Annotated in this window: 14 protein-coding genes; 6 read left to right on the top strand and 8 right to left on the bottom strand. The window is 43.7% G+C overall.

Annotated features, from left to right (window positions below):
- Positions 1-39: 39 nt before the first annotated feature.
- From ACX6CI_RS04010 to ACX6CI_RS03985, 6 genes are all read right to left on the bottom strand, one after another.
- Entirely contained in the window at positions 40-1,368 is a 1,329-nt protein-coding gene (locus tag ACX6CI_RS04010; protein WP_458776887.1) for a response regulator, read from the bottom strand.
- A 45-nt stretch (positions 1,369-1,413) separates the two neighbouring features.
- Positions 1,414-3,633, bottom strand: a complete 2,220-nt coding sequence (locus ACX6CI_RS04005; protein WP_458776886.1) for a two-component system sensor histidine kinase NtrB — start codon at positions 3,631-3,633, stop codon at positions 1,414-1,416.
- Entirely contained in the window at positions 3,630-4,691 is a 1,062-nt protein-coding gene (locus ACX6CI_RS04000; protein WP_458776885.1) for a uroporphyrinogen decarboxylase family protein, read from the bottom strand. The genes ACX6CI_RS04005 and ACX6CI_RS04000 overlap by 4 nt, the downstream gene beginning before the upstream one ends.
- Positions 4,688-5,326: a cobalamin B12-binding domain-containing protein gene (locus tag ACX6CI_RS03995; protein ID WP_458776884.1), complete on the bottom strand. Its 639-nt coding sequence runs from the start codon at positions 5,324-5,326 to the stop codon at positions 4,688-4,690. The genes ACX6CI_RS04000 and ACX6CI_RS03995 overlap by 4 nt, the downstream gene beginning before the upstream one ends.
- Positions 5,326-5,709: a response regulator gene (locus ACX6CI_RS03990; protein WP_458776883.1), complete on the bottom strand. Its 384-nt coding sequence runs from the start codon at positions 5,707-5,709 to the stop codon at positions 5,326-5,328. The genes ACX6CI_RS03995 and ACX6CI_RS03990 overlap by 1 nt, the downstream gene beginning before the upstream one ends.
- Before the next feature lie 334 nt (positions 5,710-6,043).
- Positions 6,044-7,030, bottom strand: a complete 987-nt coding sequence (locus tag ACX6CI_RS03985; protein ID WP_458776882.1) for an arsenic resistance protein — start codon at positions 7,028-7,030, stop codon at positions 6,044-6,046.
- A gap of 164 nt (positions 7,031-7,194) precedes the next feature.
- Between ACX6CI_RS03985 and ACX6CI_RS03980 the strand changes: the two genes are divergently transcribed.
- The 4 genes from ACX6CI_RS03980 (at position 7,195) to ACX6CI_RS03965 (ending at position 12,398) form a co-directional block, all read left to right on the top strand.
- Entirely contained in the window at positions 7,195-7,623 is a 429-nt protein-coding gene (locus ACX6CI_RS03980) for a PaaI family thioesterase (protein WP_458776881.1), read from the top strand.
- On the top strand, positions 7,613-8,449 hold the full coding sequence (locus ACX6CI_RS03975) for an MBL fold metallo-hydrolase (RefSeq protein ID WP_458776880.1): 837 nt from the start codon (positions 7,613-7,615) through the stop codon (positions 8,447-8,449). The genes ACX6CI_RS03980 and ACX6CI_RS03975 overlap by 11 nt, the downstream gene beginning before the upstream one ends.
- Positions 8,450-8,508: 59 nt before the next feature.
- The gene (locus ACX6CI_RS03970) at positions 8,509-9,885 is read left to right on the top strand and encodes a dipeptidase (RefSeq protein WP_458776879.1); all 1,377 of its coding nucleotides are present in this window, start codon (positions 8,509-8,511) and stop codon (positions 9,883-9,885) included.
- Between the two features lie 584 nt (positions 9,886-10,469).
- Positions 10,470-12,398 (top strand): methyl-accepting chemotaxis protein, encoded by a 1,929-nt coding sequence (locus ACX6CI_RS03965; protein ID WP_458776878.1) that lies wholly within the window; start codon positions 10,470-10,472, stop codon positions 12,396-12,398.
- A 984-nt stretch (positions 12,399-13,382) separates the two neighbouring features.
- On the opposite strand, the gene ACX6CI_RS03960 is transcribed toward ACX6CI_RS03965, so the two are convergent.
- Complete coding sequence (locus ACX6CI_RS03960) at positions 13,383-14,264, bottom strand: universal stress protein (RefSeq protein WP_458776877.1); 882 nt, start codon at positions 14,262-14,264, stop codon at positions 13,383-13,385.
- A 100-nt stretch (positions 14,265-14,364) separates the two neighbouring features.
- Positions 14,365-14,979 carry a CBS domain-containing protein gene (locus ACX6CI_RS03955; protein ID WP_458776876.1) on the bottom strand — a complete coding sequence of 205 codons (615 nt, stop codon included), beginning with the start codon at positions 14,977-14,979 and terminating at the stop codon, positions 14,365-14,367.
- Positions 14,980-15,196: 217 nt separating this feature from the next.
- On the opposite strand from ACX6CI_RS03955, the gene ACX6CI_RS03950 reads away from it, so the two are divergent.
- Together ACX6CI_RS03950 and ACX6CI_RS03945 are read left to right on the top strand one after the other, a co-directional pair.
- Positions 15,197-17,116 carry a cation:proton antiporter gene (locus ACX6CI_RS03950; RefSeq protein ID WP_458776875.1) on the top strand — a complete coding sequence of 640 codons (1,920 nt, stop codon included), beginning with the start codon at positions 15,197-15,199 and terminating at the stop codon, positions 17,114-17,116.
- Entirely contained in the window at positions 17,116-18,141 is a 1,026-nt protein-coding gene (locus tag ACX6CI_RS03945) for an efflux RND transporter periplasmic adaptor subunit (RefSeq protein ID WP_458776874.1), read from the top strand. Before ACX6CI_RS03950 ends, ACX6CI_RS03945 begins: the two co-directional genes overlap by 1 nt.
- The last annotated feature ends 9 nt before the right edge of the window (positions 18,142-18,150 follow it).

Below are 18,150 nucleotides of genomic sequence, written 5' to 3'. Positions count from 1 at the left end.
CTTATTAAAAAATCCTGACAAGAAGATCAAGGGGATTCATCAGTTTTGGGGTAAGGTGATGACAAAGGTCGTCCCCACATTTTCTTCGGTGGTAAACGATATTGTCCCATCATGCTTACTTGTTATTACCGAATGTACGATAGCCAAGCCCTGCCCTGTACCCTTGCCAACATTTTTGGTGGTATAGAACGGATCAAAAATCCGGTGCTGCGCGTGTTTGGGAACCCCAGATCCACTGTCAGCAACACGTATCTCTGCAAAACCATCTCCCTGACGAGTACTGATCACAATACGTCCTTTTTCCCCCTCCGGATTTTCTCCAAGCTTTGCTTCAATTGCATGGGCCGCATTAACAATCATATTCAAAAATACCTGCCCTATTTCATCAGCGAGACAATGTACAGGCAGCAGATTCTCATCAAGATCTGTTTCCATTTGAGCCACATACTTCCACTCATTTCTGGCAACGGTAATAGTTGTATCAATGATCTTATTAAGATCTACGTCCGTCTTTGAGCGACTACCGGGATGCGAGAACTCCTTCATCGCGGTCACAATGGTGGCAATCCGCTTTACTCCATCACGACTCTGTTTAATTGCAACCGGAATTTCCTCTTTGAGGTATTCCCAGTCCAGCTCATCTGCAAGTTCTTCAAGCTTGGCCACCTGCTCTTTGGTTGCTTCTCCTTTTTTAAAGAGCTGCAAAACATCCCAGCACCCATTGAGCAACTCAACCATTTCCGTAAAGGACTCTTCCAAAAAATCTACATTACTACTGACAAACTGGGTTGGAGTATTAATTTCATGGGCAATCCCTGCGGCTAATTGTCCTACTGATTCAAGCTTTTGCGCCTGAAGAAGTTGAGATTCTGCCAACTTGCGTTGTTTAACCGTCTCAATCAGCTCCTCATTTTTATCTGAAAGCTCCTGGGTCCTTTTCTCCACCAGCCACTCCAAATCCTCCCGATACATGTCATGGGCCTTCTTCAGTGATGCGTGGGAAAGAGCCAGTTCAATAGAGTGTTTGAGTAAACCCATATCCTGAATAGGTTTTTGCAAATAATCTCTTGCCCCAAATTGTAGTGCCTCGATCACCGACCCCATCGTCCCTTCACCAGAAATGATGATCACCGGCAATTGGGGAATATCTTCCTTTAACTTTTTTAACAACTCAAGCCCACCCATCTCCGGCATGCGCAGATCAGTTATCACCAGATCAGGTTCATGAAGACGAATCCCCTCCAGCGCTTCTACACCTGATCCCGCCTTGTTCACTGCATATCCTTCAGCTGTAAGGTATGCAGTCATCGATGTACGGGTGAAGATATCATCTTCTACAATCAACAATGTTGCTTTGGGGTCAACCATTGCAATTTTCCTCTTTAAATGGCGATCTGATCTAATCACTCCAACTTACAAGATCTTTTTATGACTTGTTTCCACCGGGAGCTCAATTATAAAACGTGTACCACTCGTGAAATCAGGGTCGATCCAAATGAGTCCACTGTGCTTTCCAACGACAATGGCATAGGAAACAGACAGCCCAAGACCTGTTCCCTCTCCAGGTTCTTTGGTCGTGAAAAATGGATCGAAAGCATGCTTCATTGTATCTACGCCAATTCCAGGACCATTATCCTCTATTTCTATGCGCGCTCTATTTTTTTCTAACCTGGTACGTATCTTTACCCTCGGATCCTTTGTGCCTGATTTTCCCATGGCATGGACTGCATTTTTGATAATATTAAAAAACACCTGTTCAACCTCAACAGGGACACAATAGATAAAAGGCAGGTTAGAGTCATAATCTGTTTCAAATACAACATTGATAACGTTATATTTTTTCTTAAGATTGTAGTCAGAGAGTATAAGTTTTACTATCTGATCAAGCATATGAGGCAGACGAATCGCTGCCCACTCGCCCTTAGTTGGCCTGCTAAATTCCAGAAGATTTTTAATAATCTCACTTGCACTCACTGCAGAGTTTCTAATACCGGTTACAAAGTAGTCTAAATCCTGTTTTTGGGTATACTCTCTCACCTTCACAAGGTCAACGCCACAGCCCTCAGCAACGCTGACACTCTGTTTGTTCTCAGGATCAAGAAACATTTCAATGAGCTGAGCCGACTGCATTATACCACTCAGCGGGGTGTTAATTTCATGGGCAATACCAGCTGCAAGTCCTGCTATGGTAGAAAGCTTTTCCGACTGTAGGATCAGACTCTTAATTCTCTTTCTCTCACTTATATCGACAAAGATACAGTGGATCTGGTGTATATTCCCATCGCTATCGGTGGAAGTCGTTTCATCCAGTTGAACCTGGATGGGGGTGGAGTCATTTTTAATCATCTTCAGTTCGATAGACCACGGTCCGTCTTCTTCCACAAAAAGTCTGTTATGAAACTCTTGATAGTCTCCAAGACTCTCTGGACTTAAAAATTTTTCAAACTGCTCTCCCACCACTGCACTTTTTTCTAAACCAAGGGCCTGGAGCCAGGCATTGTTCACTTCAAGAATTTCACCTTGTTCATTCAGGGCATGATAAGGCAAGGGTGCGTTCTCATAGAGCAAACGAAAATGGTTTTCAGATTTTTCCAGATATTTTTCAATCTGAGCTTTATGAATAATTTCAGCATGCAGGTCATTATATAAAATACCATTGTATAAAATGAGACGGATTAACCCCTTCAGTGACAGGGACAGCGCCATATAATCATTCATTCTTGCAGCAAGGTAGATTCCCGCAACCCGAATTACCGCATTTTTGCCCTTATCAATGGGAACCAACAGGTAAAACCCTTCAATTCTATCACTTTTATATAGCCCGGCGCTGGAAAACGCTGAGAGTGAAATAGAAGACGGGTCCTCGGTAAAGCGAAAATCAGTCACAGCATTTGATACTATCTCTACCCCAACATGCTCCGGCGCCATAAACATGGCAAACAACTCAGTCAACTGCTCACCCGCTTTTTCAAAAGAAATGGCAGGCTCCAGTAAGGCGAGCAGGTTCAGTATCAACGTGGCTTCTGAGGATTTTGCACGAGCTTGCTGTAAACGCCTGTATCCCTTTTGCATCCTCCAGTCAGTTACAATGCGATGAAGATACAATCCATAATAATCACAACCAACCTCAAGGTTCTCTCCCGCAAATCCTGTTGTTTTGAGAAAATCTTCAAAATGTGATCTGGTATTGTCATCTACAAGGGTATCGAGCAGGACAATTTTTTTGTATGTAACTGGATCTACTTCACCGGTCAATCCCAGCTCAGCTTCCCCTTTCCCCTCTCCCCAGGTCCTCAACCGACCGGGGGTCGTGATATAAGCTCCATCTCCTAGCAACTGCTGAACAAACGAGCTGCCACACAGACTACAAAAGCAATTTTCCTTCACAATTGTTGAGATATTCTCATTGTTTTGTAGCCCAATAAGACACTTGCCCCCGACAACGATCATATCCTCAGATCTATTGGGCAGAATTGTGATTTCTTCTTCTGCAATGGATGGGCCGCCGCACCTTGCGGGAAATGAAACAAGCTCTACATCTTTCCAGCCCTCTTGATTAAAGACCAGAGACGCCTCTTTTACAAAATTTTGGCAAACAGCAATGGTGAGTAAATCATCCGATGAGAACTTCATGAACCGACCTTTGGGACTATAGATTCAGCCCCATAGATACCGTAACGCCTCACAGTCTCAGAGATTGCAGACAGCACCTCAGAACTGACTCCCCAGGGGATTTCTCCGTGGCCATCAGAAAGAATAAACCCTCCCCCGGGAGCAGCCTTATCTATAACATCCACAACATTTTTTCTGGCTTCTTCAGCACTCCACCTGCACATTTTTATGCCATTTAAATTGCCAATGATAGATATCTGCGTCCTGCCTGCCTCTTTGAGATATGCTATTTCTTCATCTTCACCTACGCCCACTGCGACTGATTTTGTTGAAATAACATCTGGTAAAATATCAAGACATCTACCCGATGCAAAATGTGTTGCCACAGGACCATTGATTTTCGCGATGGTTCGTCTTGAGACTATCAGACCAGTATCCCCATACATTTGTGGGCTGACCATGGTAGGGGAAGAAACCGGATCAAAGTAACAGATAGCCGTTGCCCCGGCAGCGAGCTGAGCATTAGCCCAATTGACACAAAACTGTTCATTTTTTTCCATCAGTGTCCAAAACGCTTGCGGCTGATCTATAAGTAAATCAAGATACGCAGAAAAACCCATCTGCATCACCGGGGCGGAGAAAGGCGACATCGCAACACCGATTATCGGAACTTCACCTTTTGCTTTTTCATGAAGTCGCCCTATTACGTCGAGCACCTTTGTAAGACAAGGAGTAGCTTCTATTTCCGGAACAATGAGATCATCTATATCGCTGATCTTTTGTATAATGGGCGCCCCGGCATTGGGAGGGCCATCATCTATGAAATGTACATCTCCTCCAAAGGCCTCCACTTCGAGTCCTGCATATGTGAAGGGATAGTAGCAGTCATGTTGATACTTTGCTCTGAGTCGTACCTGCCCCTCCACAATATATTCAGCCTTTGAAAAATATTCTTTGATGGACAGGTTTAATTCTTTTGCTCCATGCAGGGTGAGTAGTAAAAAAAAAGGAACCCGGTCCGGCTCCTTATGGGAAAGAGTCGTCAACACACGCTCCATGGAAGTCATGGTCTCGCTCATGTCTTCTCTCCCAATAGATTTTTTACGATCTCTATGGCATCCGAGGCAACCTTTCCACAGGCATCTGCACCAACTTCACGCCAGAGCGTCTCATCAAGGCGAAAAGGAGCACCACCGACAACCAGTTTTGTTTGAATATTTTCTTGGGTCAGTCTCTCTTTAAGATCTCTTACACGAAGAGCAGAAGGCAACATCAACACCGAGACAAGTAAGACTTCAATGGAGGATTGTTTAAGGTAGGTTATAATCTCTTCAACATCCATTCGTCCAAGATCAAGTACGCGGTAACCAGCAGCCGAAAGCGATGAAAGCACAATCATCTTCCCTAAAGCGTGGTAATCCTCGAGAAGAACCACAGCGAGCTGTGGTTCGCGAATCTTATCTTCTACAGATTCATTGAGTACTCTCTGCAGCACATCCTCACACATACCGGCACTGATATACACCTGGGCCAGTGCAATATATCCCTGCTCCCAACCGGCACCAATATTTTCAAGGCTTGGAACCAGCAGTTCTTCAGTTAGGGTTGACACACTTGTATGCTTTGCTGCCAGAGCAAAAACAGTATCCTTATCCATTGACAATAACGCTTCTTCAAACAGAGGTTGTTCAGAAGAACCAGCAACTGATTTCATCAATATTCCTTATCAAAGACCCTCATTACGGCTGTCACAAGCTCACCATCGAGAACTGGTTTAATGACTATAGCTGTTACTCCAAGATCACAAAGCTCCCTTTCAGTCTCTTTATCACTGAGACCTGTCAATACAACCACAGGTAAGTCAGGAGCATGAAGACGAACTTCTTTGATAAGTTCTGTACCAGACAACCCTGGCATGGTGAGATCTGTAAGGAGTAAATCAAAGCTGTCAGGTGCTTTCTTTAATTGTTCCAGGGCGTCACGACTTTCTGTACTCACGGAAACAATGAAACCGCTATTTTCAAGCTGGCGCTTATTTAAGCGGACTAAAAGTGGCTCATCATCCACGACCAGAATATGCTTGTCTTTAAAGCTCATTTTCACATGAAGTATAGAAAAATAGGTTAATATGGGTTCGCCTCCAATATGTAGAATATTATCAGCACACCCTCCAAACACCCTGCTCAAATACTCGTCTACATAAATATTATCTCAGGATATTTCAGGCAAAGTCAAGGTGCATTTGCCTCGAGGTGGAAAAGTTCGATAATCGGATATGAAAAGAGCAGAAAACGGTTCAGAAAGATTCGCTCAACGAATCTTGCGCCAAGGTGTAATACTATTTTTGATACATTCAGATAAACCTTGTATCAATATAATCATTGACTCGAAAGGCGAGTGAACCTAAGTGAAAGAACATTTCGATAAAACATCATAATGAACCTGCTGTCCCCTTGCCAAACAAAACATCTGTAAATTTCACATACCAGGCGGCGGACTGCACCTGAATGATATACGCAAGGGCAATAACGAGGGCAGCATTGGCTCCATCAACACCAAAGGCATTAATTGCGATGGCTAGAGCTATGGAGAGATTTCTCATCACAGTCCCGTACACAAGGGCAATGCCATCCCCACGGCTAAAAAATCGTCTTCCCACTATTGTCGACAGGGTAAAATTAAAAGCATAAAGAATGAGAAGAGGAATAAAGATTGAGACAATAAGACCAGGGTTTGCCATTATTGCCTTTGATTTCAAGGCCATGGCAACAAACACGATTCCAAGCACCCCAATGGTTGAAATGGGAGGAAAACGTGGAGCTACTTTTTCCTTAAACTCAGGTAAGGTATACTTTTTCAAAAAGAATTGACGGGTGACAAAACCTGCTGCCATTGGAAGAAAAACAATGTATAAAATCTGCAACATGACGCTTACGATATCCACCCGGACTGTTGCTCCTAAAAGTCCATTCACATAGAAAGGGGTGAGGAGGGAGCCAAGGGTAAGACCAATCACCGTCATATTGATGGCAGCCCCCATATTCCCTTTGGCAAAACCGGTCCAAGAGATTGTCATTCCGCTTGTGGGAAGAAGCGATGCAAGCAGTAAGCCCAATGCCATATATGGTTGATCGGCAAAAAAGAGTCTACCCAAAAAATATGCAAAAAATGGAATGATCGCAAAATTTATACACTGTGTCGTTGCCTGGAGCGGTAGATCAAGTCCCTTCTTAAGATGTTTGATATTCAGGGTCACCATCATTGGATAAACCATCAATATGGTAAGGGGCATGATCAATCCCTTAAGCCTCATCACAGACTCTGAGTTCACGACTACCCCGAAGAGGAACCCTGCCGACATCATCACAGGTATTGCATAAACAAGATTTTTATTAATTCGGGTGAGAATTTTCCACATATGCCGTATCCTTTTTCTCTAAAGTTGAAAAGAAACCTATATTTCATTTGTGCATATGTTATATTTATTCGGATCCAGATAATTGTCAAGACTGCTATTTAATTATTTTCTTAAATTTAGCTTTTATATACTCAATCAACAATAAAAACCACTTCCCAAACATAATGGAACACATCAATAAAGATCAATATCCCATGGCCAATCATCGCCACTGCCTGATGTGCGGTGAAGATAATCCTCTCTCATTTGGCTTACATTTTAATAAGGAAAAAGAAGGGTATGTCTCCACGACCTTCACTGGAAACGAATCGATGCAAGGCTACGACGGTATTATGCATGGTGGGATTCTCTCTGCCCTGCTCGACACAGCCATGGCAAACTGCCTCATGCAACAAAACATAGAGGCGGTAACTGGGGAACTTAATGTACGCTTTTTAGATCCGGTTGCCTGCAACAGTACAATGGCTATAACTGCCTGGATTGATTCATCCCTCCCCCCACTCTACTGTCTAAAATCACAAATTAGGATCAACAATAAAATTGTCTGTAGGGCTAAGGCAAAATTCATGCAACGGGATTATAATGTACGCTGAAGATATCAATATCCGGATAGTTGTCGATAATGAGGCTGAAAAAGGTCTGCAAGCTGAGCACGGCTTTGCTCTTTTACTTGAGGTTGATGGTGAAAAGATTCTTTTTGACACCGGTCAGAAAGGTGCCCTTGTTAATAATGCTGCTCAACTTAAAATTAATCTTGAAACAGTAGATACTCTGGTACTCAGCCACGGTCACTATGACCATACTGGTGGGCTGGCAGACGTACTCTCATGTAACCGGAAGGTCAAAGTCTATTGCCATGCAGCAGCCTTTTTACCACGCTATTCAATGAAAGAAGGTGTTGCCCACCCGGTTAAGATGACCACTCGTGCAATGTCCAGCATAGCTAATCTACCTGAAGAGAGATTGGCCTGGGTAACACAGTCCCGCAGTCTGTCTGACTCAACTTTTATCTCTGGTGAAATACCTCGGGAGACATCATTTGAGACCACTGGAGGATCGTTTTACTTTGATCTTGATGGAAAACGAGCCGACGCCATTGTTGACGACATGGCCCTCTGGATCAACAGTCGACAAGGCCTCGTAATATGTATAGGGTGTTGTCATGCTGGTATTATCAATACTATCCGTCATATAAAAAAGGTGAGCGGTGTTGAGACAATCCATAGCATCATCGGCGGCCTGCACCTGACCAATGCAGATGACGCAAGACTTGAAGAAACAGTATCGCTTCTTGAAAAAGAGAATGTCGACAGTATCGTGACCTGCCACTGCACCGGAGAAAAAGCCCATCGCCTGCTCGCTGAAAGGCTAGGGGCCCGGAAAGGTTTTGCAGGGATGGATATACGTATTACCCCCTAATCGTTTTTTGAGGGGGAGAGAACAATACATGATCACCTGAAAACAGGTGTGGGGACAACATGGCTACTACATCCGATATCGCACTCTATCTTGAAAAGAATCTCTCATCGTTTACAGATGATCTGATTGACTGGCTCAAAATTCCATCCATCAGCACCCTGAGAGAGCATAAGGAAGATGTGCACAGGGCAGCAGAGTGGATCCGGGAAAAACTTGAATCCACAGGTTTTGATGTTGCCGAACTGGTACCCACCAAAGGACATCCACTGGTTTATGCAGAGTGGATTGTTGATAAGACCCAACCCACTCTGCTCATCTATGGCCATTATGATGTCCAGCCAGCTGACCCTCTTGAATTATGGGACAGCCCACCCTTTGAACCGGTAATTAAGAACAACAACCTCTATGCAAGGGGGGCCAGTGACGATAAGGGCCAGGTAATGCTTGTTATGGCTGCCCTTAAGGGGTGGGCCGAAGTTATGGGCGCGCCTCCTATCAACATTAAGATCCTTTTTGAGGGAGAAGAGGAGGCAGGTGGTGCATCAATTGAGACCTATGTAACAACCCACCAGGAAAAACTTGCCGCCGATGGTGTTCTTATCTGCGACACTCATATGCCAAGTCCGGAACAACCGTCTATTATCACCAGCCTCCGCGGCATTGTTTACACTGAGCTTAAGGTAACAGGATCAAAGACCGACCTGCACTCAGGAAGCTACGGAGGGGTTGCCCCCAACCCGATACACGCCCTCTGCCTTATGATAGCCCAGCTCAAAACTGAAGATGGGACCATACATATTCCTAAGCTACAAGAGGCTATCCTCACACCAACTCCAAGTGAAAAAGAGTTTTACCAGGACGACCCGCTCAATATAAAGCAGGCCTTATGTGATGAAATGGGTGTTTCAAAGCTTGTGGGTGAAAATAATTACCCTGCACTTGAACGCCTTGGCGCGCGCCCAACACTTGAGGTGCATGGCATAGCGGGCGGCTTTACAGCAGAGGGGGCAAAAACCGTAATTCCCGCTGAAGCTACCGCTAAAATCAGCCTGCGACTGCCACCAAACATGGAACCGAATACCGTTTTTGGCTGGCTCAAACAACGGGTTAAAGAGCTGGCACCGGACGGATACGAGGTGACAATCTCAAATATCCATGCAGGTTCAGGTGTTGATGTACATCAGGATAATCGTTTTTTTGAGGAGGCGATAACCTCTTTGGAGAAAACCTTTACCACACCTCCGGTACTTCTCAAAGAAGGGGGTTCCATACCTGTTGCGGCCCTCTTTGATCAGGAATTGAATACACCGGTTGTTCTCATGGGCTTTGCTCTACCTGACGACAACATTCATGCCCCCAATGAAAAATTCAGCCTCCAGCAATATTCACTTGGAATGAAGACAGTTGCAGACTATCTGGGCAGACTCAGGATTTAAACACGCCCACGAGTAGAACCGATACCAGCAAAAGGACAAATGGAGCATTAGTCCATTAGTGCCTTACTTCCGAACTTCTATTGAAAAAACAGGTAGCGTAGCCCCCAGGAAACTCAGAAATTGAATTTAAAATCGTACGTTTAGTCTTACCACCAAACAGTGAACGTAGTGAGACCTTCGAGGCACTCATCCCGTTTATCGAGGTTAGAATACTATCTCAGGACAACGCCACTCGCCTAACACTAAAAACACTCACAATCATCCTTCGCCAACATAGTGTTATTATGGATTTTCTCAACTCTCAAATTCATGATGTAGTGTTAAGTTTTGGGAACAATAGGTTTTTAGATACAGGAAGAAGCTCAAGTTAGAGCAATTGGCTATTTTTTTGACAAGCATTTTTTTCTCCCATATACTTTTACCAGAAACAGTTATGAAAATTTCTGCATTCTCTCCTAAGCGGCCTACTGAGCTGATGAACAATTGAGAGGTATGTGATTCAGGTTTCATGGGTGAAATGTTCTTAATTGATGATTTTATATAAAAAATCATCAACACAGTGCAACAAAAATATTGAGGAATATATGAGCGCAAAACTTAAGATACTCTTATCAATTGGCGTGATGTTCATCGTATCCACCATAGGTGTCTCCGTCATCGGTTATGTTAATTTTAAATCAGCGTCTGTTGAAAATTATACTGACAAACTCAACAGCCAGACATTCTTGATCGCCAATGCAATTGAACAGAAAATGAATCGCTATTTTGATGCTTTAAATATCATGTCCAACGGTATTGAAATAGACGAAAATGGTTTATTGGATATCGATGGAACCATCACTAACTTCCATCTTCTGGTGGACAATTTAGGTGTTCTAAACGCTTATATTGGAATAAAAAATGGTGCGACCTATTCACATGGGGCCAATGGGCTGATAAAGGGTTTCAATGCCATTGAGAAGAAGCGAGAGTGGTACCTACGTGGATTTAAAGGTGAAAAGAAAATAATAACCACTCCTTATACAAGCGCTAAGGGCAATGTCGTAATGGCTGTGGGAGTCCCGGTTGTGCGCAACGGAAATATTTTAGGTGTTTTATGCGTAAATCTCAAAGTCGACCAAATCACACAATTTATTCAAAACCTAACACCAGAAAATCAACTTTTTGTTAGTCGTGGTGATGGGTATCTGCTTGCAAGTCAAAATACTGAAATGCTTGGCCAGAATCTGTTTGAATTAAGACAGTCATATAAGCAATTCAAGGATGATAAAAAGAGCATCCACTCCTATAGCTTTGAGGGAAATGAGTATCAGGTTGTTTCGACCAAGATTGATTCACTGGATTGGACGGTATGGTCCTGGGATTACTGGAGTCGTATTAATGCAGCATCAAATGAAAATCTAAAAATCAGCCTGTTAATAGCATTAGTCCTGATTAGTTTATCACTATACGTTGTTTATTTGATTGTGATGAAATTGATGTATCTTCCTATTGGTGGTGAACCCAAAGATATTGAAGCGATCGTTAAACAAATTTCACAAGGCGATCTAGCATCAGTGCCATCAATTAATGGAAAAGAAACCGGGATTTTTGCCAGTACAAAAGTCATGAGTCAGAATCTAATCGAGATGATCAAGGAGATACAGGAGGGGGTGACAACATTATCTTCATCCTCCACAGAGCTTTCATCCATAGCTTCACAACTTTCAGATAGTGCTGAGGAAGGAACGTCCAAGGCTAACGGAGTTGCAACAGCAGCAGAAGAGATGACTACAAACATGAATTCTGTCTCTGCTGCAATGGAGCAATCCTCAAGTAACGTGGGTATGGTTGCGACTGCCACAGAAGAAATGTCAGCAACAGTCAATGAGATTGCCCAAAATGCTGAAAGAGCTAAAGGTATTTCAGAAGACGCAGTTACCCAGTCAAAGAGTACATCTCAAAAGATTAATGAGCTTGGGACCGCAGCAAGTAACATTGGTAAAGTAACTGAAACCATTACCGAAATATCTGAGCAGACAAATTTGCTTGCACTTAATGCTACAATTGAGGCAGCCAGAGCGGGAGAGGCGGGGAAGGGTTTTGCCGTCGTAGCTAATGAGATCAAAGATCTTGCAAAGCAAACTGCCGAAGCGACAGTAGATATTAAAAGTCAGATAGAGAGCATGCAAACAACAACAGACGGAACTATCGGTGATATTGAAAAAATCGGTAGTGTCATAGATGAAATCAATGCTGTTATCACGACCATTGCTGTAGCGGTAGAGGAACAGTCAGCTGCCACGTCCGAAATTTCTGAAAATGTGTCTCAAGCATCTGCGGGGCTCAGTGAAGTCAATGAAAATGTAGCTCAAAGTTCAGTTGCAATCTCTGAGGTCACCAAAGATATTACTGAAATTAGTCGAACCTCAGGAGAGATAAATATATCAAGTGATAATGTTCAAGAAAGTGCTAAAGAGCTGTCAAATCTGTCAGATCAACTCGAGAACCTCATCAAGAGATTCAAAATATAGAATATTGGGATAGCAGTTTATAGTTTTATCTCCCCCTTTCTCCTCAGCAAACTTTAAATACACTGAAGAGGAGGGGGAGAATTAGGAGCAAACAAGAGCCCTTGTGATTGAAATTATTTATTATCATTACTCATCTCTACTCAGCACGTTGCCTCCCCTAAACCAATCGTTTCAACATACGTAAAGAGTACATTGTCCTGTAAATGACTATCTTATTCCATAAGTAAGACTAGTTTGCTGTTTAATATTACCATTGACTCGTTTCTTCCATCGTAATCTCGCGTAACCCTGTAAACTATAAAACCAAGCTATCCGGTCGGCACCTTGCGTCCGACGGGAGTCACTCCAGATGTACCCTCTCAGTCCGACCACTCCATGTAGCCCCAGGGGGCAGGCACCCCGCAGCTGGCTGGCCAGAGAGGTGTAGAAATTGTTGAAGGATCAAGAATCACATGCCCTAAAAAAGTCGATGAACAAACCGACATGACAATGTTGGATGATCCACGATTCGTACATTGCATTCCACTCTAAAAATCTCAAGATGCTCCCGAGGGTAATGGCCCGAAGGCTCCGGTAACACGGGGACGACGCTACGACTCAGCAACGCCATGGAACGTATGGGGTAACCCAAAAGTGCGATGGTCAAAGCGATTATGATGAGTGGGAGGGAGCCCTCTATCTTTCCTACAGTTTTTATTCCTTGTTCTTATTCCCTTTTTTCCTCATCATGTAGATCGTGCCATCAGTCTTTGCAGATGTTAGGCTTCTCACTCAATGGTGCGACTGGGATAAAGAATAAGGTTGATTACTGTAGGAAAATATATTTTTGTATATTCTTAGGTGGGTGGTACGTGAGGCAACATATTACAACACGTTAGAGTATCCCAACAAGGCCCGACAAAAAGCGTAGCTGGACAAACACAATAAAGTGTTCTTTTGAAATGGTAAAATTATATTGTCCAACTACAATTGTAGATCATTCAACTACGGACAGCACCAGAGGGAAATTTTCTTTGTGCGCTCAATGAGACTCACAGTGGTTCCACCCGCAAGGTTCATTTTTTTCATAATGCCCTTATCGGTCCCTTGCAGACCTATTGCTATTGCTGCAAACTTACCCTTTTCAGCAACAGTTAAAATGGTGTTTGCAACATTGATTCCCCAAGTGGTTTCGGTATGTATACGTCCCTCAGCTATGTGATGTTCCTTTAAGATCTCTTTAGATTTTTTAAAGATACCTTCACTCCCCAGTCCCGCCCCATTTTCCACATGCAGAAGTGTAATATCATGCTGCTCCTGCTTTGTCAGAATATACCCAACATGATCCACTGCTCTTAGGGAACCTTCAGAACCATCCACACAAAGCAGCACATTTTTTTGCCCCTTTTCAGGATCAGGACAAATCCAAATGGGGGTGCTTATTGTACTATCGGTGATTATTGCCTTAGCTGTTTCATCGGCCGGCTGTTCCACAAGCCACTGGAGGGTATATGAGGCACGTTTTCCCAAAACAATCGCATCATAAAGCCCTGAAGATCCTTCCTTTAAAATATCCTTAACCTTTCCATAGTGCTCGGCAAAGGTCTTAATTTTCATCTCACCAACAGCCATATTGCTTTCGTTAAGCAGGTTTGTTGCCCTCTCAAGCGCCCTTTTAGCACCTATTGTCGGTGTACCCTTAACGCGTTCATCCGGGTTTTCCCACATCTCAAGTAAGGTATGCCGGGCGGCCTTCGAGTCCAGGCGGCAAATATGTAACAATGTGATCTGATGCTCTGAGCGTTGCTTGAAAAAAGAGCAGAGAAACTTAACCCCTGTGAGATGCTCGCAATCGTTACTTACTGTGACCAAAAAGTTTTTATTCATTTATATCCTCACTCTTAACAAAGAAAAAAGTCTAACTACGTTTCTACACCCTGAAACCCATCACAATCTGCCTGAAAATGTACACCCCATATATGTATCATCAGGCGTATAAATTTAATTTTGGATTATCTGCAAACCCTCTCAATATGTCTCCTCGGGTAACTATACCGATCAAGACCTCATCTTCGACAACAGGCATTGAATCAATATGGAACTGAGCAAGGACTTTTGCGATACGACGTATATCCGAAATTGAGTGGGTACTGATGATCTCCCGGTTTACAACATCACTTACGGAAAGATCTGGACTAGCCTGGGCAACATTATCTATAATATTAATTCTTTTAAGGAGATCTCGTTCTGAAAGCATACCAAGAACCTTTCTCTGTTCTGTGGTCACTACAACCTGCCGTACAGTTTGTTGTTCAAGCATATTCCAGGCATCGATAAGAGGTGTCTCTAAACGGATAGTGAGCACAGGTGAAGACATAATCTGGTGGGCATGAATGAGGGGCTCTACCATATCACTGTCACCGCTCAGGTATTTCTGGTATGCAGCTATGGCCCCGGCATTCGCCCCATTTCCAAAGGATGGGGTCACCTTTTCTTCAGTAAGGGCGGCAACTTTTCGCCTCCTTGAAACCTTCCCCCATCGCTCCAACTCCTCCAGTGGACCTGTAAATTTTAGTCCGTCGATATCATTTACATAAAACATTGTGGCCCCCATCTGAATTCTTGAAGATTTTTTTGCTCTTACATCATCATGAACTGTTTTTTTTAGCTGCTCCTTGTTATGTAAACACTAACAATTATAATCAAATATACCACTACCTATCCAACAAGTAGAACTTTTAGTGGTTTACCCCTGAAAGCCTGCTTTTTTATGACAGCTTTTCTGGAGTAAGGTGCTAATTTATTTAAAAGACTGTGATATGGAAATAAAAGATATTGTATTGCTCTTTGCCTATGTTGTGACTGCCTCTACCCTCTGCCAGTGGATCGCATGGAAGCTAAAACTCCCTGCAATAATTTTTCTGCTGTCAGCAGGCTTACTCGCAGGCCCAGTTTTTAATATCCTTAATCCGGATATACTTATGGGTCCACTCCTTTTACCTTTTATATCTCTTAGTGTTGCAATTATTTTGTTTGAGGGGAGCCTTACCTTAAAACTCCGGGATATCCTTCACCTGCAGTCAGTTTTAAGAAACATGCTCACAATTGGGCTACTTATCACCTGGCTTATAACCAGTCTCAGCGCAAAACTACTCACAGGGGTATCGTGGGAGATTGCAACCCTCTTTGGTGCCATTACAGTGGTCACAGGGCCAACAGTCATCGCCCCACTACTCCGATCTGTCAGGCCAACTGCACCAATTGCCAACATTCTCAGGTGGGAAGGAATCGTCATAGACCCCATCGGTGCATCCCTTGCCGTTCTTGTCTATGAGTTTATCGTTTCAGGCGGCGGACAGGCAGCATGGGGCCACACCCTGCTCACCTTTACCAAAATTGTCTCTGTGGGCTTTGTAACTGGTGTCACCGGGGGCTACATATTTGGTCTGGCGCTCAGGAATCACCTGCTCCCTGAGTTCCTCAAAAATGTAGCCACCCTCTCCATAGTCTTTTTCTTTTTCGCTTCAGCCAACTACCTGCAGCCGGAGTCAGGTCTTATCACTGTAACCGTTCTTGGAATCTGGCTTGCTAATATGAAGGGCGTTGATATTGATTCAATCTTACATTTTAAGGAACATCTCAGTATCCTTCTCGTTTCTCTGCTTTTTATTATGCTCTCCTCCCGCCTTGAATTCAGTACATTCAGGGAAATTGGTTGGGGTGCCTTATCTGTATTTCTGGTCGTTCAATTTCTTGCAAGACCCGTAAACGTCATGCTTTCTGCCATTGGCTCAGGACTCACGATACATGAACGTCACTTCCTTGCCTGGGTTGCTCCCAGGGGTATCGTAGCTGCTGCTATTGCCTCTCTCTTTGCCCTTGGGCTTGAACAAGCTGGCGTTGCAAATGCGCATCTACTTGTTCCCCTCACCTTTTCTGTCATAATCGGAACTGTGTTGCTCCAAAGTTTTACTGCAGGCCCGGTAGCCAAATTTCTCGGAGTTGCAGAACCTGAACCACTGGGGTTTATTATAATTGGAGCCAATGTTGTCGCCCGTTCAATTGGTAAGATTCTTTCTGATTGTGGCGTAAGAGTTGTACTTGCGGACACATCCCGTGAACACATACAGGCTGCTGCAGGGGACGGTCTAGAAACCTATCTCGGCAACCCGATGTCAGAACACGCAGAACGACATTTAGACATGACAGGGATTGGTTCTTTACTTGCAATCTCGCCGTATGAAAGCGTTAATTTTGGTGCCGTAATGCATTTCCGTGGAGAATTAGGTAATAATAATGTGTTCCTCATTCGCTCCCAGGCCATGTGGGCTCAAAAATCCCATAGATCTTCCAAAAGCTCGGTAAGTAATGATTCAACCACCATCGTTTCCGCAAGAAAGAAGACAGACTCACGTTTCCTCCCGGGAAACAATAGAGGTAGGCTCCTCTTCGATGCCAAGATCAGCTACCTGCAGTTCTCTGAAGCTCTAGCCTCAGGAGCAGAGCTTATAAAGATAGTTGTCGATCAGAACACTTCAGTACAGGAAATAGTAGAAAAGAAGTCTGAGCACCTTATACCGCTATTTTTTATTGACCAAAAAGATCATATTCACATTATCACCGCGCAAGAAAATAATAGTCACGCTACCGGTGGTGTTCTTGTTGCACTTCAACAGGGTAAAGAATTACAGCAACCAGTTATAGCAAAATCGTCTTTCTCACCAGAAAAGGAAAATTAATGGCCCGTTCTATCTCCATACAACCTATTCACCGCCACTTTCCACTCATCCTCACTGTAATCCTCGGCTTACTCTACACCACAGGAGTGAAGGCAGGTGAAACAGTTCAACCAAGATCATATCACCGAACACAACTTCTAACCGGTTTTACAGAGGCCAGGCAAACCATAGAGGTGAGCAGTGAGGTGGGAGGTAAATGCCTGGCTATCCATGCAGATGTTGGCGATGTTGTACCAGATTCCGGGATCCTTGCGCAGATTGATGACACATTCATCCGACTTGATATTGAGGCCAACAGACTCGAGGTTGAAAGTCTCAAGCGTCAGCTGAAAACTGAACAAAAGATGCTTGCAAGATATACGACCCTTATTGACAAAAACTCAGCCACTGAAGCCAAACTCGACGAAGTACAACTGAGCGTTGATCTTCACGAGATGAAGTTAAAAACACTCAACAACCAGTTCCAGAACCTTCAGGAAAATCTGGCCCGCCACACCATTACAGCAACGAGGGGATGGACTCTTATTCAACGCATGGTCCAACCGGGTGAATATATTCAACCGGCACAGGTTATTGCAACCATTGGGGATTATTCTCAATTAATCCTGCGGTTTGCCCTAAGCTTCAATGAACTCCAGAACCTGCAACAAACTAAAGAAATTTCTCTCTATTTTCCAGATCTGAATCTACAAACCAGTGGTACAATTTACAGGATATCTCCGACCTTTACTGAAACCACAAAAAAGATTCCTGTAGACATAATTATCGACAACAACGACCAACGTACAATACGAGGTGGTCTTCGCGGGGAGATACAACTTAAACAACAAAAAAACGGAACCTTTACGATACCCACCACAGCGGTTATTAGCCGCTATGATGCCCACTGGATTGTCAAAGAAAATAACCAGAGAATTCGAGTCCTCTTTCTCGGTGTAACAGATGATGGCATATCTGCAATTATCTCATCGGGAAGCCTCACAGCAAGCGACAGAATTCTCACAAAGACTCCCGAAAACTTTTAGGGTACTTAC

The organism is Desulforhopalus glucosivorans, assembly GCF_054397165.1.
Note: the sequence above shows the minus strand (reverse complement) of the source record. Positions and strands in the feature narration are given on the sequence as shown.

Bases quoted from the DNA above. Each gene is read 5' to 3' on its own strand.
- ACX6CI_RS04010 (WP_458776887.1), bottom strand. From the start codon at position 1,368: ATGGTTGACCCCAAAGCAACATTGTTGATTGTAGAAGATGATATCTTC.
- ACX6CI_RS04005 (WP_458776886.1), bottom strand. From the start codon at position 3,633: ATGAAGTTCTCATCGGATGATTTACTCACCATTGCTGTTTGCCAAAAT.
- ACX6CI_RS04000 (WP_458776885.1), bottom strand. From the start codon at position 4,691: ATGAGCGAGACCATGACTTCCATGGAGCGTGTGTTGACGACTCTTTCC.
- ACX6CI_RS03995 (WP_458776884.1), bottom strand. From the start codon at position 5,326: ATGAAATCAGTTGCTGGTTCTTCTGAACAACCTCTGTTTGAAGAAGCG.
- ACX6CI_RS03990 (WP_458776883.1), bottom strand. From the start codon at position 5,709: ATGAGCTTTAAAGACAAGCATATTCTGGTCGTGGATGATGAGCCACTT.
- ACX6CI_RS03985 (WP_458776882.1), bottom strand. From the start codon at position 7,030: ATGTGGAAAATTCTCACCCGAATTAATAAAAATCTTGTTTATGCAATA.
- ACX6CI_RS03980 (WP_458776881.1), top strand. From the start codon at position 7,195: ATGGAACACATCAATAAAGATCAATATCCCATGGCCAATCATCGCCAC.
- ACX6CI_RS03975 (WP_458776880.1), top strand. From the start codon at position 7,613: ATGTACGCTGAAGATATCAATATCCGGATAGTTGTCGATAATGAGGCT.
- ACX6CI_RS03970 (WP_458776879.1), top strand. From the start codon at position 8,509: ATGGCTACTACATCCGATATCGCACTCTATCTTGAAAAGAATCTCTCA.
- ACX6CI_RS03965 (WP_458776878.1), top strand. From the start codon at position 10,470: ATGAGCGCAAAACTTAAGATACTCTTATCAATTGGCGTGATGTTCATC.
- ACX6CI_RS03960 (WP_458776877.1), bottom strand. From the start codon at position 14,264: ATGAATAAAAACTTTTTGGTCACAGTAAGTAACGATTGCGAGCATCTC.
- ACX6CI_RS03955 (WP_458776876.1), bottom strand. From the start codon at position 14,979: ATGTTTTATGTAAATGATATCGACGGACTAAAATTTACAGGTCCACTG.
- ACX6CI_RS03950 (WP_458776875.1), top strand. From the start codon at position 15,197: ATGGAAATAAAAGATATTGTATTGCTCTTTGCCTATGTTGTGACTGCC.
- ACX6CI_RS03945 (WP_458776874.1), top strand. From the start codon at position 17,116: ATGGCCCGTTCTATCTCCATACAACCTATTCACCGCCACTTTCCACTC.